This is a genomic window from Pseudoalteromonas sp. TAE79, assembly GCF_000498015.1.
GTDB lineage: Bacteria > Pseudomonadota > Gammaproteobacteria > Enterobacterales > Alteromonadaceae > Pseudoalteromonas.
In genome coordinates this window covers 1-17,285 of record NZ_AUTL01000260.1, presented here as the reverse complement: position 1 = coordinate 17,285, position 17,285 = coordinate 1, and the positions used below count along the sequence as shown (strand labels likewise).

17 protein-coding genes and 2 pseudogenes are annotated in these 17,285 nt (G+C 39.7%); 12 read left to right on the top strand and 7 right to left on the bottom strand.

Annotated features, from left to right (window positions below):
• The 6 genes and pseudogenes from L655_RS0120505 to galE all read right to left on the bottom strand — a co-directional run.
• Positions 1–413, bottom strand: a 413-nt coding sequence (locus tag L655_RS0120505; protein WP_241764527.1) for an FGGY family carbohydrate kinase, incomplete at its 3' end; no start/stop codon positions are given.
• Between the two features lie 210 nt (positions 414–623).
• A pseudogene (locus L655_RS01000000125970) lies at positions 624–1,947 on the bottom strand (dienelactone hydrolase family protein).
• Positions 1,948–1,969: 22 nt separating this feature from the next.
• The gene (locus L655_RS0120495) at positions 1,970–2,974 is read right to left on the bottom strand and encodes a Gfo/Idh/MocA family oxidoreductase (RefSeq protein ID WP_024606130.1); all 1,005 of its coding nucleotides are present in this window, start codon (positions 2,972–2,974) and stop codon (positions 1,970–1,972) included.
• Between the two features lie 19 nt (positions 2,975–2,993).
• Positions 2,994–4,142, bottom strand: a complete 1,149-nt coding sequence (galK, locus tag L655_RS0120490) for a galactokinase (protein ID WP_024606129.1) — start codon at positions 4,140–4,142, stop codon at positions 2,994–2,996.
• Positions 4,132–5,196: a UDP-glucose--hexose-1-phosphate uridylyltransferase gene (locus L655_RS0120485; RefSeq protein WP_024606128.1), complete on the bottom strand. Its 1,065-nt coding sequence runs from the start codon at positions 5,194–5,196 to the stop codon at positions 4,132–4,134. Before L655_RS0120485 ends, galK begins: the two co-directional genes overlap by 11 nt.
• Before the next feature lies 1 nt (position 5,197).
• Positions 5,198–6,211 carry a UDP-glucose 4-epimerase GalE gene (gene galE / locus L655_RS0120480; RefSeq protein WP_024606127.1) on the bottom strand — a complete coding sequence of 338 codons (1,014 nt, stop codon included), beginning with the start codon at positions 6,209–6,211 and terminating at the stop codon, positions 5,198–5,200.
• A 331-nt stretch (positions 6,212–6,542) separates the two neighbouring features.
• Here galE and L655_RS0120475 point away from each other — a divergent pair, with 331 nt between their 5' ends.
• The 12 genes from L655_RS0120475 to L655_RS0120420 all read left to right on the top strand — a co-directional run bounded on the left by L655_RS0120475 (position 6,543) and on the right by L655_RS0120420 (position 17,010).
• Entirely contained in the window at positions 6,543–7,538 is a 996-nt protein-coding gene (locus L655_RS0120475) for a tyrosine-type recombinase/integrase (RefSeq protein WP_024606126.1), read from the top strand.
• Positions 7,539–7,546: 8 nt separating this feature from the next.
• The gene (locus L655_RS0120470) at positions 7,547–8,038 is read left to right on the top strand and encodes a hypothetical protein (RefSeq protein WP_024606125.1); all 492 of its coding nucleotides are present in this window, start codon (positions 7,547–7,549) and stop codon (positions 8,036–8,038) included.
• A gap of 744 nt (positions 8,039–8,782) precedes the next feature.
• Entirely contained in the window at positions 8,783–8,941 is a 159-nt protein-coding gene (locus L655_RS1000000127460) for a hypothetical protein (RefSeq protein WP_158000952.1), read from the top strand.
• A 27-nt stretch (positions 8,942–8,968) separates the two neighbouring features.
• Entirely contained in the window at positions 8,969–9,277 is a 309-nt protein-coding gene (locus L655_RS0120460; protein ID WP_024606124.1) for a helix-turn-helix transcriptional regulator, read from the top strand.
• On the top strand, positions 9,255–10,229 hold the full coding sequence (locus L655_RS0120455) for a reverse transcriptase family protein (RefSeq protein ID WP_024606123.1): 975 nt from the start codon (positions 9,255–9,257) through the stop codon (positions 10,227–10,229). The genes L655_RS0120460 and L655_RS0120455 overlap by 23 nt, the downstream gene beginning before the upstream one ends.
• Positions 10,230–10,763: 534 nt before the next feature.
• Positions 10,764–11,576: a hypothetical protein gene (locus tag L655_RS0120450; protein WP_024606122.1), complete on the top strand. Its 813-nt coding sequence runs from the start codon at positions 10,764–10,766 to the stop codon at positions 11,574–11,576.
• 487 nt (positions 11,577–12,063) lie between these two features.
• Positions 12,064–12,582, top strand: a complete 519-nt coding sequence (locus L655_RS0120445) for a hypothetical protein (protein WP_024606121.1) — start codon at positions 12,064–12,066, stop codon at positions 12,580–12,582.
• Position 12,583: 1 nt separating this feature from the next.
• Positions 12,584–13,471, top strand: coding sequence for a Kiwa anti-phage protein KwaB-like domain-containing protein (locus L655_RS0120440; RefSeq protein ID WP_024606120.1), 888 nt, complete (start codon positions 12,584–12,586; stop codon positions 13,469–13,471).
• Between the two features lie 495 nt (positions 13,472–13,966).
• Complete coding sequence (locus L655_RS0120435; protein WP_024606119.1) at positions 13,967–14,800, top strand: tyrosine-type recombinase/integrase; 834 nt, start codon at positions 13,967–13,969, stop codon at positions 14,798–14,800.
• A complete protein-coding gene (locus tag L655_RS0120430; protein ID WP_024606118.1) occupies positions 14,797–15,888 on the top strand; it encodes an IS91 family transposase in 1,092 nt (363 codons plus the stop codon). The genes L655_RS0120435 and L655_RS0120430 overlap by 4 nt, the downstream gene beginning before the upstream one ends.
• Before the next feature lie 336 nt (positions 15,889–16,224).
• Positions 16,225–16,536 (top strand): hypothetical protein, encoded by a 312-nt coding sequence (locus L655_RS0120425; RefSeq protein ID WP_024606117.1) that lies wholly within the window; start codon positions 16,225–16,227, stop codon positions 16,534–16,536.
• Between the two features lie 132 nt (positions 16,537–16,668).
• Entirely contained in the window at positions 16,669–17,010 is a 342-nt protein-coding gene (locus tag L655_RS0120420) for a hypothetical protein (RefSeq protein WP_024606116.1), read from the top strand.
• Between the two features lie 86 nt (positions 17,011–17,096).
• On the opposite strand, the pseudogene L655_RS01000000125965 reads toward L655_RS0120420, so the two are convergent.
• Positions 17,097–17,285 (bottom strand): annotated as a pseudogene (locus L655_RS01000000125965) (group II intron reverse transcriptase/maturase); the annotation flags it as partial.

The following is a 17,285-nucleotide window of genomic DNA, read 5'->3' as shown; positions in this document are numbered from 1 at the left end:
GTGGCGGAAAAGTACGGGTCGAGTATCAAGCCTGTTTTGTCGCTTATAGTTTGGCAAAAATCATCTGTACTTAAGCTTTCGCAGTAATCACTGGTGCGGCGATCTTGCCAAACAATCGCATTGTAAATAGGTTTTCCTGTTTTTTTATTCCACACCAAGGTAGTTTCGCGTTGATTGGTTATACCAATGGCAATAACTTCTTCAGGCTTCACATTGTTTTTAGTTAACACTTCACGGCTAGTACTAAGCACTGTTTGCCAAATATCGTAAGGGTCGTGTTCTACCCAACCATTTTTTGGAAAGTGCTGAGAAAACCCTTGTTGTGCTGTACCAAAAACGTCAGCATCCTTTGTAAACAAAATGGCCCGAGAGCTTGTGGTTCCTTGATCAATCGATAGTATGTATTTAGACATAATTATTAATATTATTTATCTTATTTATCTTATATATAACTAGATTGCCTTTAACGCTAGCTAATGGCAATGGTTTTTCTTAAAATATTTGTATAAAAGTAAAATATGCTTGTTTTTAAAGATAAGTTTCTTATATAAAAGCTGTTTTACTTTAGAGGATTTTTAAGTGTGAACACGACTATTTAAACAAAAAGCAGCTTTGAATTTTCACTACTTACTGTGAGGACTTGTTTGTTGCCAGTCCATACCGGTAGAAAAGCGATTATCAAACCCACGCCACTGTGGCAGTGGCTTGCCATCAACAACAGCTTGGTCGCCGCTTTGTGGTAAATCTAAGTATTTACATTCGCTGGCGATACCTTTTACGTGGCAATCCATCATAGCAAGTACAAAGTGTTTATTGATTTCGTTTAGCGTGCGCATAGACCACGATGGCTCGTAGTAATGACCTATATCTAACTCACTGCTACTTTGTGCAATAGCTGGAGCTGGGTGCGGTGCAATATTATGGCGTGCATTTTTGTAAGTAAGCATGTACTTATTTTCGCTGCCCGTTTGGTTATAAAGGCTTTTAATACCTTCATACCCAGATATATCATCTAAACTACCGGATATATAAAGCGAAGGTACTTTAATATTTCCCATCGCTTTGGCATCAAATATATCGTGCTGTCCGCCCCAAGGCGCAAAGGCCACCATCGCTTTTATACGTGGGTCTACTTTTGGATTTTGGTATTGCCCACCAGCACAGCTGTTTAGTAATTGTTGTACTTTTTTTAATTTGAGCTGGGTCTTTCATACCCGTAAACATAGCCGTAGTTTGCTCATTAAAAGCATAACAACCACCAATAGTATTTACCGCGCCATAGCCACCCATTGAGTAACCAATTACGCCAGCGTTTTTGCTATCTACTTGCTTGCTTGCAAAGTTTTTTTGCTCGTTAAAGTAATTAATAACAAATTGCTGATCGCGCGAGCGATTTATAAGCGTGCTAAAAAAGCCCGAAAATGGTGCGTTTTTAAAATCAATATCAGCATTGGTTGAGTCGGTATGATCAATTGCTACAACAATGTAGCCATTCGAGGCTAAATGCTCACCAAGGTAGTACATAATGGTGCGATAGCCAGTATAGCCGTGAGAAAGCACAATAACAGGGTAATGCTCTTTATTATTAATGGCTACATCGCGCATAGCATCGGCTTGCAGAGTAAATTTTTTACCTGAGCGAGTTTGATCGGTGTAGCTGGTAAGTGGCGTTTGTGCTGTATTTGCAGCCGGATACCATACCTCGACTTTTAGAGGACGATCATTTTTACGTTGTGTAGCTGGGTCAAATTGCTCAGGGTTAACTAAATCAAGTGTTTGCACTCCTACACTATAGCTACCTTTGGCTGCAAGCTCTGGGAGTACTTCGCTAGTGATTGGAGGATATAGTTGCTCTGGTTTATTAGACTCAGCAAAGGTTACACTGGCAGATAAACTACACGTAGCGAATAATATAGCTTTTGAAAGCGCTTTGAGTGCGTGTGTCATTGTGTGTCCTTGTTGTGTGTTTTTATTTTGTTAGTTCAGCCGACTCAATAGCGTAGTTATATTTCAGTTGCCATTGTGCCCGTAAGGTATCCATTATGTTCATAACTCGTAAGCAAGTACTTAGTGGTAACACGCTGCTTTGCGTCTGTTTTTGTAATATACACTGCGTAACATGTGCAATTTCAAACTTAAAGTTTTCATCATCACTAAAGCCGTATTCAAAGTGTTGCGAGTCTTGGCCATATATATGGAGTTCTATAGATTGTGCGCCTACAAATTCAGGAATGCGAATGAAGCCAAGCTCACCATTAATACATGCCTCAGTTGGGCCGCTTTGTTGGAGTGCACTAGCAAGAGATGCAAACTGCCCGTTACCGTAATCAACTATAGCAGTGCTTCGCTCATCAACACCGGTTATGCTTTTGTGTACAAAAGATTTGATTTGTTCTGGGGCTTTATTAAATACCACATCAGCAATAGAAATAGGGTAAATACCTAAATCTAGCAGGGCGCCACCCGCTGTTGTAGGGTTCATTAAACGATGCGTGCTTGCAAAGCTGCCAGGTAAGCTAAAGTTCGCATTCACGCTATGTACATTACCAATAATATCTTCGCTTAGGAGTTGCTGTAATTTTACTATTGCCGGTAAAAAACGCATCCAAACGCCTTCCATTAAAAAGCAATTTTTCTGCTTTGCAAGCTCGGTGAGGCTTTCCAATTGCTGAGCATTAACAGTAATTGGTTTTTCGCTTAGTACATGCTTATTGTGTGTTAAGCACTGCGCTATCGTTTTAAAATGTTGCTCATGCGTATTAGCAATATATATAGCGTCTATATTTGGGCATTGCATAAGAGCTTGATAGCTTTCATAACCTTTAATATTGTACGGTGTTGAAAATTCTCTTGCGCGCTGCTTACTCGTTGATGCAGCGCCAATAAGCTGAGCATCGCTGCAATGCGCAATGCTTTTAGCAAAGGTGTGAGCTATATTGCCACACCCAATAATTCCCCAATTAACCTTTGCCATGCTTATTCCTTAATAGTGTTTAAAAAGACGTAACTTGTAACCCTGAACCCGGTGAACATACGTAAATATCGGCATTTAAGTTAAAACGTTCAAAGTAGTGCTGCTCAACGGCAGCTTTAATAAGGGGAACTTCCGCATCACGACATAAACATACAATAGCACCACCAAAGCCGCCGCCGGTCATACGAACTGCACCACGATCTCCCATGGCTTCTTTACAAATCTCTACTAGGCCATCGGTAGCTGGTACTGTTACTTCAAAGTAATGCTTAAGTGACTGGTGCGATGCAGCCATTAGTTCACGTAATGCGTCAATATCGTTATTTTGTAGCGCAATAGTAGCGGCAATTACACGCTCGTTTTCACTAATAACATGGTGCGCACGTTTGTATTCGTTTTCACTTAAGGCACCTTTCGTTGCTTCAAGCAAAGGCATAGTGGCTTTGCGAAGCGTAGCTACATTCATTTTTTCAGCTGCTTGCTCACAGTCAACACGACGCTGGTTATACTCGCTATCCACCAGCTTACGTGGGTAGTTAGAGTTAACAATAACAATATTTAAATCATCCGGTACTTTTACTGACTCAGTTGCTAAGTTTTCACAATCAATTAAAAGGGCATGGCCGCTTTCGCCTTTTGCCGAAATAAGCTGATCCATAATGCCTGATTGACAATGCATAAAGTCGTTCTCGGCTTCCTGACCCAGCAATGCAATTTTTTCTTCACTTAAACCAAGCTGTGCAATATGGTTAAACATACCACCTATAGCTACCTCTAATGCAGCTGAAGACGATAAGCCACTGCCTTGTGGTAAATTACTGTCGATAAGCAAATCGGCGCCGCGTAAAGTATGGCCTGCGCGCTTCAATACAAATGACACGGCACGAATATAGTTACCCCATTGCGATTGTCCTTCGCTGATAGCTTCATCAACACTAAAGCTGTCTTTTTCGCCTGGATAACTTAACGAATGTACGGTAATAATATTGTCGTCACGCTCTTTAAACATAACTTGAGTACGAAACTCTAAAGAACACGGAAATACAAAGCCATCGTTGTAATCGGTAAATTCACCAATTAGGTTTACACGTCCGGGTGCTGCAGCAACACCTTGAGCAGGTGCACCGTACAGTAATAGAAATTGTTGTTGAAAATTGTTAAGCGTCATCGGTGTTTCCTGCTGTATGTTTATAATGTTTGGTAGTGGTTGCTTTTAGAATAGAAGCCGCAGTTTCTGCGCTTAAATCACGCTGACTTTCGCCTAGCATTTCATAGCCTACCATGTGCTTTTTAACGGTAGATGAGCGAAGGAGTGGCGGGTAAAAATGTGCATGTAAACGCCAATGCTGCTCATCTGAATCACGATTAGCCGGTGCGTTATGCCAGCCCATTGAGTATGGAAAACTACAATTAAATATATTGTCGTACTTAGTGGTTAATACTTTTATTGCTTGTGCGAGTGTATTTATTTGTATATCGTTCAGCTGGCTAAAATTTTGAATATTATCTTTAGTTAATAGTATTGTTTCAAACGGCCAAGCAGCCCAAAACGGGACAACAACAAGCCAGTGTGCGTTTTCAAATACCACACGTGTTTTATCTGTTTGTTCTTTTTGTACGTAATCGGCAAGCATTGCGCTGCCATGCTTTTTATAATAGGCAAGTTGCTGTGTATCTTCTGCTTCTATTTCGGTAGATGAGTGCGAATGAGCCCATATTTGGCCGTGTGGATGAGGTTGCGAGCACCCCATGATTTCACCTTTGTTTTCAAAAACGTGTACACATTCATAGTGCTGTGCAAGTTCAGTGTAGTTTTCTTTCCAGGTTTTTACTACTTCATACAGGGCGTCGAGCTCTAGCTCAGGTAATGTTTTGTTATGCTCTGGCGAAAAGCAAATTACACGGCATTCGCCGCTTGCTTCATCGGCAATAAATAAATCGCTGTCTGACTCTAAGCTTTGAGATTGATCGCTGGCATTAGGTGTCAGTGCGCCAAAATCATTTTTAAATACATGTGTGTATTCGTAATCTGGATTGCTGTCGCCATTTGCACGGGTGTTACCTGGGCAAAGTGGGCAGCTTTCATCGTGCTTAGGCAGTACGCTTTCATTTACTGCTTCTGTTGCGCCTAACCATGGGCGGTTATTACGATGCGGTGACACTAACACCCAACGACCCGTTAGTGGGTTTTTACGTCTGTGAGTACTTTCTAATAAAGCCATGTTAACTCTCCAACCCACGAGGATAATTAGTTTGCCAGCGCCATGTATCGTTGGTCATATCGCTAAGTGTTAGTTCTGCGTGCCAGTTAAGTGTATTTTTCGCTTTTGTGGCATCGGCGTAGTTGCAGGCAATATCGCCTGCTCGGCGCGGTGCACTCTTATACGGAATATCTTTATTGGCTGATGCACTAAATGCCTTAATCATATCAAGCACTGAATAACCTTGGCCTGTGCCTAGGTTGTAAGCATGAAAGGCGGTATCTGTTTTATGCTGCATAAATGCCGCTACATGGCCTTTAGCTAAATCTAAAACGTGAATATAGTCGCGCACGCCTGTGCCATCTTCGGTGTCGTAGTCGTCACCAAAAATATTAACCACGTCGCGTTTACCTACCGCCGTTTGAGCAATAAAGGGCATTAAGTTATTAGGAATACCATTAGGGCTTTCACCTAATAAACCACTTGGATGCGCACCTACTGGGTTAAAGTAACGCAGCGCTATGCCCATAAATTTACTATTGGCATTACATACGTCTTGCATGGCTTGCTCAACCATGACTTTGGTCCAGCCATATGGGTTTGTTGCGCGTATAGGGTGTTTTTCGTCAATAGGGAGGTAATCTGGTTCGCCATACACTGTAGCTGATGAGCTAAATATAATATGGTTAACTCCTTCATCTTGCATGTTTTGTAACATGCTTAATGTGCCCGAAACGTTATTTTGGTAATAACGCAATGGTTGTTCGGTTGATTCACCTACCGCTTTTAGTGCTGCAAAGTGAAATACAGCCTCAGCTTTAGTATGTTTAAGCGCAAGTTTAAATTGTTGCTCGTCTTGAATATCACCTAGAATAAATTCAAAGCGAGTGCCAGTAATCTTTTCGAGCTGGTCAAGTACCCGAGGGCTAGCATTAGACAGGTTGTCGTAAATAACAGGTGTAATACCCGCATCATGTAATGCAACGCATGTGTGGCTACCTATATACCCCATACCACCAGTAACTAAAACTCTCATACATATATCCAGTACTATTTATATTATAAATAGTACTATTTAAGCTGTGCAAAAACAATAGCCAAAAATACATTCGATTCGGTATAAAAAATAGATAACCCACTGGCGCCTACTTATTAAAATGACCCTTTTAGAAAGTAGAGCCTGTGATATAATAAATATCGAGTCAACACCATCAGAATTTAAAATTAGAAGCTGTAATTTAGGTGTGATACTGAGCAAAATAAACACAGATAATATGTCCGTACTTCATTATGTAGGGTTGTTCTAAACACACAAACTTAAACTAAGTATGGAGCAAAAGCACAAAGTTACTTTGAGGCATCAAAAAATGCACGAACAAAACAAAGATGAAAATACCGAAGTCACATTTCTCCCTGCAGAGCGTACTTTTGAAGTGTTAAGTGCGGAGGCTGCTGGCACTGGTGTAAATGGTATTGAAAAAAATCCTGCTGTTTCATACTTAATGGGCTTAAGGGCTGAAAGTAGCCGGCTAGCCATGAGGTCGTTTTTAAACAACATAGCTAAAATGATGGGCTATCATGATTTAAGAACCTGTCCTTGGGGTATGCTTGAGCGGCACCATGTACAGGCAGTTTTGACCATGCTCACTGATGCGGGAAAAGCACCGGCCACTATAAATAATTACTTGGCGGCAATAAAAGGTGTAGCCGTAGAGGCGTGGACACTTAAGCTTATTAGCACCGATACTTACCAACATATCAAGTTAGTTAAGTCGGTTAGAGGGTCAAGAATACCTAAAGGTAGAGCCCTGGCCCCTGCTGAAGTTAAGAAATTATTTTTCACATGTGAAAGTGATAAGTCTGCTATTGGGGTTAGAGATAACGCTATTTTATCTGTTTTAGTCGGGTGCGGATTACGAAGAGCTGAAGTTGTATCCCTTGATTATGCTCATTATAACCGGCATAACCGCTCGCTAAAAGTGCTAGGTAAAGGTAATAAAGAGCGCATGGCCTACTTGCCAGATGGCGCATTTCAAAGGCTTGAAAGCTGGATTGAGGAAGTACGAAGTGATATTCCAGGGCCACTATTTAGTCGTGTTCGTAGGTACGATGATGTTACCTCAGAGCGCATGACTAGCCAGGCAATTTACCATATTTTAAACAGTAGATCTGTCGAGGCCGGTATAGAAAAGTGTGCCCCGCATGACCTAAGAAGGACATTCGCTTCGTCAATGCTAGAGAACGGCGAAGATCTAATTACAGTTAAAGATGCAATGGGCCATGCAAGCTTAGCAACAACGCAAAAATATGACTTTAGGGGTGATGAACGCCTAAGAGCAGCGAGTAAACGCTTAGATATTTAGGGGGAAGAATGTCACAACAGAACAACTTTGGTGAAGCACTTACATTTTATGCTGATAGGCACCCAGATCCACTAAAGCGCACAGCTATGAACGTTCAGTACACATCTAGTCGGCTTGGCTTGCAGACGTTAAGTATTGAAATGACCACCATTAACTCCCCAGGTGATTCACCAGACTGGGCAAATAAAACAATAATTCAGCTGACTAAAAGCGAGTTAACCGGGTTGTGCGGCGTTTTGTTTGGCTTGAAAAGCGAAGTAAAAGCTTCATTTCATGGCGATAATAAAAACAAAGGGGTTGTAGTGTATAACAATGGGGCGCAGGGGGCTGCTGTCACTATTTCAGTCGCTGGCCGACACTTGCACCACTTCTTGTCACCCGATGATAGACTTGAATTAGGTGTTTTTACTTTACGCAGATTGTCGGACGCGTGGAAAGTTACGCCTTCGGATACCTTAGCAATATTACGTCAAAATGAGTTGATAAGAAGAATACAGTGAATCAGTCTTAACTTAATCTGTCAGGTTTGATTTTTAGGTTTTGATCAAATCTGACAGACGCATATGTGACAAAAGCAGTCATTCCGGTATAACTCGTTTCTGCCCCTTTTCGAGTTAGCAAATTGCATATTTTGCAAATTGGTTTTGCTCCTTTTCGAGTTAGCAAATTGCATATTTTACAAATTGGTTTTGCCCCATAACGAGTTTAGTCGAGCGTCGCAAATGAGCGCGAAGCGGATCTTAAATATGTTTTAATTACCCGTCTGCTTACGAGGTTAAGCGGTTTAATTAGCTGGCGCGATAAATTTTTATTAGTAGAATATATCTATTATTAAGCTGCACTTTCTTCTATAGAAGGTGGTGTTAGCGTGTTTTAAGCACTTTAGGCTTTGAGGTTCTCAAAGTTCAACTAATACACTTGAAAAAGTTCGCTAATAGAGAACTTTTTATTGACAGAAAGGTTTTAATACAATAAATTACCCTTGCGAATTAGTAGAGAGGAACTCGCCAAATAATTGGATGTTTTCGGATATCCGTGGAAAGCTTTGCTTTCTATCATTTTCCTGCGCACTTCCTGCTACCCTTGGGCTTCCTTGGCTAGTATCGTGATAAGACCGTAGGGGACACACCGTGGGCGAAACCACGGTGTGAAAATTAGGGGTTAACTGTTGGACACTCTCATATCTCTGAGATAGGCGAAGCCAAGCCGCATTCGGTGGTTTGGAATTTCAGAGGAGTGCTTAAATGCCAGAAAAAAATACTATTCGTGCCCAACAGACACAGCAAGAGAAAAAACCTAAAAAGACTAAAGCTTTAGTTTGGAAACTTATTAAAGGTGCAGTAAAAGTCTTAGGCTTGATTTATCGAGTTTGGAGATTCTTTGAAGGGGATGACGCTAGCTAGTGTTCCCCTTAATTTTTTGAGGTCATTATGATAAATAGAGCATTAAAAGTTATTAGACAGTTTCACGAAATGAAACAAGTGGAGCTAGCAGATAAATTAGCAATTTCAAAATCCTATCTGTCTGAAATAGAATCAGGCAAGAAACCAGCTAGTCTAGAGTTATTAAATAAATATTCTGAAGTATTTGATATTCCGGTATCTTCTTTAATATTTTTCTCAGAGAACATTGGAAGAGAAGGATTGTCTTCTAGTAAATTTAAGAAGGCAGTAGCTTCTAAAATAGTTAACGTCATGGAATGGTTTATTGAGAAAAATGTCGAAAAAATTAAAGCTTAAAGTTGATCATAGTCGCAGAAAACACAAATTATTCGAATCTTCTCTATATAAGTTAAAAACCAAGCGAAAGTTAGCAGATTTATTACGGGTAACTATCCCAGAATTAAAAATAGCTACTGCTGATACTGGCAATTATGTTGTGTTTGAGCAGGAAGGTAAGTCGGGAAAAGCAAGAACAATTCAGCACCCTAAAGACAGTCAAAAAACTATTCATTGCAGAATAGCTAGTCTTTTGTGTCGTATTGAGCTTCCAGAGTACCTTCATTCAGGGAGAAAAAAGCATTCGCATATAACCAATGCTAAAGCTCACACCGGTAATAAAAAAGTACTTACCACAGATATAAAATCGTTTTTTCCTTCGACTACTAGAAAGATGGTTTTTAACTTTTTTTACAACACTTTAAAGTGCTCGCCAGATGTTGCGGATTTATTAGCATCGATTTGTACTTACAACGGCCACATTCCAACAGGTAGTCAGCTAAGTATGCCATTGGCTTTCTGGGCAAACATTCGAATGTTTGAACAGCTAAATAATTTGGCAAATAAGCATGATGTGAAGATGACGGTTTATGTGGACGACCTGACTTTTTCGGGAGATGCTATCAATAGACACTTTTTGTCAGTAATAAAGAAAATTATTGTTTCTAACGGTCATATTTCTCACCCAGATAAAACGAAGTTATTTGAAAAATCAGATGTAAAGGTAATAACAGGTGTTGTGATTAAGAGCAATGACCTGCGTATAACCAATAAACAGCATAAATTGATTTACGAGTCGTTAGAGCAATGGAAAGGATGCAGAGATGAACCATTAATATCTTCTTTGGTAGAGCCTAAATTACTCGGTAGGCTTCATGCCCACAGTAATATTGAACCAAAGTTAAAGGATAAGGTAAATAGTATACTCAACTACAAACCTGTTAAACAACCATCTTCCTTTTCTACTGATTGATCCTACATATTAGGTCGAACAAAGTGAATCCCAACAACTTTATAAAATATGCCAAAACGTTTGGTGCGCCTTTGGCACAACCTACAAAAACGAAAATTTGAGCAGGTTAAATGTCTGTTTATCTCCAAACAGCCGACATTTAAAATTTATGAGTCAGTATCCGCTTCGAGCACAGGGTCCCTGGTCGGCTCTAACTCATTTTTGTCCATTGGCAAGTTATCTGCTGACTCGTCATTGCCCCAAAACAAGTTAGGGTAAATCCTCTAATGGCTGCTTTTAGCGAAGCAGGCATTCAAAATGTTAATGAATGAATAATCAATTCTCGTAATGTAATTTTAGCAATTCTCGAAAAAGTAAATTCTCGGTTACAGGAGAATCTAAACAATTGTAATTCCTTTAGGCTATGTGTAAGTTATTAATAATTAAATTAATAAAAATCGTATTTTGATAATTCTGGAAATTGACACATTGAGTGTTAACGGGAATTCTCGGTAATACGCTGTTATGCCACTACCGAACTGAAAAGGTAAGTTGATGTCCCGATTACCATCTAGGTTATTCAGAAAGAATCGAGTAGCGAAGGCTGTCGATGAAGTTATCTTATCTGCATATAAGAAAGATCTTAGATATAATTTCATTAAAAAAGATGTTCCATTACTTGCAACAAAGAAAAAACCAGCAGCTTTTAAAGAAATTTCTAAAGTACTATACGTAAACGACATTACACCACCTGTTTCTAAACAAGGGCATGATGCAAAGACAGTGTTAGGAGCTACTGGTGAAGCTTTAACAGAGTTATTATTTGTAGAAAAACCAGATCTTGATTCAAATAATCGTGGTTTTGATTTAAAAATTGATGCTAGTTTAGTAGAAGTAAAAAGTACTGTTGAAGATAAAGTATCACTAAGTAATGTTCAGTATGAAAAATCTGATTATTTGATAATTCACATTTTTCATAAATATAATGATTCATATTTATCTTCATACCTTGTACCAATGAGAATTCTGCGAGAAATAAAAGGTGATAAAAATGGAAGAGTTTCTGTAAATATCTACAAAGAAAAATGGGTTGAAAAGTTCAAAATAACACCAATAAGAATTATTCAATATTTCAAAATTAGAAAACGATATATTACCGGAAAAACACGAACTCTAGTTCATGTGGCTAATCAAGATGTCTTAGATAAAAAAATAATACACGCATCAGTTCATGTACAAGCTATTTTTGAAATGTATAGTAGCTTTAATGCCTGGAAATGGGAGTTAAACTTTGTATATTATGAATATTTTTATCATCAAACATTGGATTGGGTGTATACATATGATTACTTTAATACTAATAGATAGTGGCATAAAAAACGCTTTAAACGTACAAAAACAGTTGGTTAGGTTCCGCTTCGTTCCACAAAATAACCAACAATTTTTGTCCGCTTAAGCGGGCGTTAACCCATAGAAATTTTATGCAAAATTCGTCGAATACAGCCGACGACCTAAAACGTTTTTGTCCAGAGGCAAGTTATAAATGTAACTCGCCTTTGCCCCATTGCGAGTTAACGACAAAGCTCTATGGGAGGCTTTGAGTGAAGCTGACGTTCATCCTTATTTATATTTCCATAATCCTTAAATTTCTTCCACAGTCAGGAAAACGAGCCAATAGGTCATGTTCGTCGTGACCACATTTAGAGCAATATGCTGGTAATTACTTCCTAACTTTGCTATCAATAGCCATAGGACAAACGAGACAGATTACGGTAGAAAAACTACCTAATCGCTCGATATTAAATTGTTAGCATGCAAATCGAGTTCAATCATAACTTAGAGCAAAGGAAATAATGTGTTAAGCACACTTGCCAAAATTTTACTTACTAGCACAGCAATAGCTCCTGTAGGCTTTACTTATGCGTGGGTAGCTTGGTTTAATGACGAAAAAACATTTGCTAGCTTGGCTATTGCTGCTTCATTATTCCTAGTACTGGTTTGCATCTGGATGCTTCGCTATGCCAAAAAGAACCTAGAGCGGTTCAATTTTTCTGTAGCGACTGTTGAAGCTGCTGATCGCGAAAATATGGGCTTTCTTCTTTTATATTTACTACCGCTTTTTACCGCAAGTTTCACGGCATTAAACTGGACAGTCTGGGTTCCAACATTATTAATATTTGCCGTGATAACCAGTACTGGGTATAGCTATCACTTCAACCCTCTTCTAGGCATCATGAAATGGCACTTTTATAAAGTAGGTACACCAGAGGGTGTAACTTACGTACTCATAACAAAAAAAGAACTTAGGCATGCTAGCCAACCCTTAACAGTGGCTCAGCTAACAGAATATATAGTTATCGATGTAGAGGAATAAAATGACAGCACAGCAGAATTTTTTTGCGTTTATTAAGGACGATAGCGGCAGCTGTCAAGTTAAACGAATTAGGGTAAATAATCCACTTCAGTCAGAGCTAATTCAAATATTTGAAGATCAGCGAGTCTCCTTTGAGCAAGGAGTAGATACTGAAGTGGATTTTAATGGTGACTGGAAGCCAGACGCGAATGAAGTCCTCACTATTGATGATATTAGTGAATCAACGTTAATGGCGAATGCAATCAATGCAAATGCATCATCTTTTACGGACGTGAATATTTCCAACTTCTCAAATGAGCCGATAAAGGCAATATTTACAGGCATTACTACAAATGGTCAAACTAAAGTGTTTGTTCAAAAGTTTTCATCAAGACAGGCTCTTTCGCTAAATCAGCTCCCTATAATAAAGATGCAAACTGGCAATACGTTTATAAAAACTACTGATGATATCTTTACGATTGATAATAAGTTAGTAGCAATTATTGAAGGCAATAAAACAAAGTTCAAAAGTTTCCACAATGCTCGAATGGTTTTCGATCTGTCAGAGTTTTATCGAGAGGCAACAGACGAAGACTTAACTCAGATGTCGCAACATACTTCATTGGAAATTACTGATCTTGCAATTTTTATCTCAGAAGCTGATACGCAAGTAAGAAAGATGGCGCACTCCATTAAGAGTTCGGGGGTGTTAGATAACTATACTGTTATCCAAATATCCACTGCTGCGGCCAATTTTCCTGACATTCCAGTCGTTGTAAATAATGGCAAAATAGCATTGCCAAGTGGCAAAAAAGAACTCAAAGAAGTACTGCACTTTTTATTAGAAGATATATATAAAGGGCCGTTGTCTGGTAGCGATTACTTAACTAACTCTAAACGTGTTCGGTAGCATGCTAACAAGTCACTGCACTTGGAAATTTTACTCGCTTCGCCCCAAAATTCCGGTTAGTGAAGCGTTACCGAATAAATACTCAAAGTTGTTTTTGTCCATAGACGGGTTATGTATATAAATCGCCTTTGCCCCAAGACGTGTTAAAGTAATTACTCTATAGGTCGGCTTTGAGCGAGAAGCGGTCATTGAGATTGGCTAAATATAGTAGTTAATTGATTGGTCAAACTGCTTTTTGCGCATATATTCATGTAAATGAGCTGCACGCGCATATTGATCTATTTAACTTAACTCAATATTTTAGAAAACTTAGTGATAGTAATACCTTAGGTTATTTGTTAAAACTATATAGTAGACAAATGAGCGTTTAGTCGGCAGAAATATGCGCGATGAGCGCACTATTAAATTGTTGAACTAAGCCGCTACGCGGAGATCCTATTCTTATCATTTGAGCCACACTTACCTTGGGGTTATCCCATAACTTGGAGGTAAGTCATGAATACACTCATTGAACAAGTCAAAACTGAAATAGCCTATCGAGGTTATTCGCAAAGTACATGTATAAGCTACAGTGAACATTTACTAAAACTCAGTCATTACTTTAATAAACCGCTCGACTTAGTCACAGATGATGAGTTGAATATCTTTTTTAACGATCCTGCCATTCGCAAACTTTCTAGATCAAGCCAAAAAGTACAGATAAACAGCATTTGGTTCTTGTTTAAACATATTTTACACCGGCCATTGAACTTAGATATTGCACTGCCAAAAGCAAAGTCGCACGCACCCACCTATTTGTCGCGTGATGATATGCGAAGACTGATAGAAAGCTGTACGGATATGCGATTAAAAACGTTAATAGTAGTTTGCTATGGCTGTGGCTTACGCATTGGTGAGCTGCTACATATTAAAGTGCAAAACATTGATGGACAGCGAAAAACCATATTGATTGAACAAGGTAAAGGGGATAAATCACGTTATGTTGTAGTTTCAGATAGCGTACTAAATCAATTACGTTGTTACTGGAAAATGTATCACCCAACGGGTTGGATGTTTTACTCGCGATTGTTAATGGATAAACCGATGTCAGCATCGACCTTTAGGAAGCCATTGAGAAAACACGCACAAGCGTGTGGTTTAAAACACTGTAATCCACATGCACTACGCCATGCTTATGCAACACACCAACTTGAATCAGGTATGCCACTTCATCAACTGCAACATCAGCTTGGGCATAGTGATATTAAAACCACACAAAGTTACTTACATTGGTTACCAGAGTTAGGTCATGGCGGCATTGATCTGCTTGCAGGTTGGGCTAAACAATGAGCGCTTTGCATCTCGCTGATATTTTAAATTCAAATCTTGAGCATTATCGGCAGCATCATACGATGAGCTATCAACAACTGCGAGTCTGTCAGCACCTGCAATCATGTAGAACAGGTCAGCTCGGTTATCAAGCATGGCAATGTGATAACTGTGGGGAGTCGCAAAAAATTGGGTGTAGTTGTCGAGACCGTCATTGCCCGCGTTGCCAAGGCATGGCCACGGCTAAATGGGTGCAAAAACAGCAGGAAGATTTATTACCGTGTCGGTATTTTCATCTTGTTTTTACGCTCCCTCATGAGTTGAATATCATTGCGCACTATAACCCAAATGCGTTGTATCAGTGTTTATTTAAAGCGACATGGCAAACGCTAAGTAAATTTGCGAAACGGAAAAAGCATGGTCAGTTAGGCATGACAAGCGTACTGCATACGTGGGGGCAGAACTTAAGTCAGCATATCCACTTGCATTGTTTGATACCCGCAGGGGCGCTAAATAAAGCGCACTGGCATGAAATAGAAAAAGGCTATTTATACCCCGTAAAAGCGTTATCAACAGTCTTTAGGGGTAAAATGCTAGCGGAACTCAATGAATGCGATAGTTCATTCGCGAAGATAAACACCCCAACAAAGTGGTGTGTGTATAGCAAAGCCTGTTTAACGTACAGTGAAAAGCTCGTGAGCTACCTTGCGCGTTATACCCGAAAAGGCGTGATGTCAGAATCGCGGTTCGTGTCAGCGAATGAGCAGTCAGTGAGCTTTAAATATCGCGACTATGCAGATAACAACCGCGATAAAGTCATGACACTGAGTTGTGATGAATTTTTACGGCGCTACTTACAACATGTATTGCCTAAAGGGTTTATGCGCATTCGCCACTACGGCTTTTTAGCTAATGCGTGTCGCAAGCGAAAGTTAGGGTTAATAAAGGCTCAAGCATCAGTAACCCCATGCAAAGCGGTGAAGCCGAAGGTAGAGCAAGAACCATTAATACCGCATTGGTTTTGTCAGTCATGCAAGGTGGGTATTTTACGATTTATTGGTGTGATGAATTCAGATACGCCGACAAATGAAATAGTGCGAACGAGTTAGCAGCCTTGCTTGCTGCTTAAAATCAATGAGTTAACCTGCTTAATTGCTCAGGCTAACGACCTCTGCGTGCGTAAAAATATAATTGCTTCTTAAGGCAAATTTAGGTGTAATGGAAGCATAATAAACGCTGAGTAAAGCAGGGATAGCTTAGATGCGATAGGCTCGCCAGTAACGTTGGCTTGATATCGCTTAGGCCAGAAAAAGCAAATTCCCATAGCATAAACAACACCAACTCTGACACACCGAGTAGGTAGCGGCTCAGTCCAACAAGCGATTATGCAACACAAACTGCGTGTCGCATAAATACTAAAATGTTAAATTGCAACGGAGTGACAAGTGCCTGATTTGAAATATGTGCAGCTTGAAAGTGATATTCAATCAGCTTTGAAGCTCTGTGGTTGGGTAAAATTTCTTAAAATCGTCTTGGCTTTATTGGTTGTACTATCGTATTTCTTTTTTCCTGACTGGTTGGGGGAGTTAATAGTTATTTCTGTCGTAATTTCCCTAGTTTTGCCGCTTGGCTTTTTTGATGTCTTTATTCAAAAGTTATTGGAATACAACACTCAAAAAACAGAAGAGCGTCAAATTTTAAATTCCAAAGAAGCAAATGAGCATTTCGACAATCTGTACAAAAAGGTTGGGAAGTAATGCAATTTAACAAGCCGCGTCATTCGGGGCCTACGGCCCCTGCGACGCTCACAAGTTCGCGCGCATGCGCGGGGCGTTAGTGCACATGCACCGAACCAGTAGTATCAATCTCAACTAATAAAAGGAAGTATCATGATGAAAACAACTTTAACCCTAATTATGCTTGCAGGTATATCTGTTTCTAGTTTCGCGGGTACAGGGCAATTAACGGGCAAGCAGACCAGTGGCTTAAATAAAATATGTTACTACAACGGAGCATCAGGTTCGTTTAGTAAAACTGTTAGTAACGTAAGTTTATGCCCTCTTTCAGCAGAAGATGGCAAAGGTTTTGGTGGTGCTTCTAGTAATACTGGTTTTTTGTCAGGCCAAACCACAAGTGGCCTGAATAAAACGTGCTATTACAAAAGCCCAAGAGGCACTTTCACAAAAACAGTTGGTTCTGCGACATTATGCCCTCAAAGCGCAAAACAATAAAATTTTAATGTGCACTAATCGGGTAGCCGGAGGTCTCTAACCTCCAGCCCCCACACCACCCATCATGCGGGTCCGCAATGGGCGGTTCATCTCCCGTAATGAATATTGATCCAAATATCTTTCAATGACACTAAACCTTGTGATGCTAAATAGTCATTACCTAGCGCAATGTTAATTCCTTTTGTTTTTGAGCTTCTACAAGGGCCTTTACTGGTGATACCACAGGCTATGGCGAGTCGCTCGCTAACACCCAATTTCATTAAACTGCGTACTTT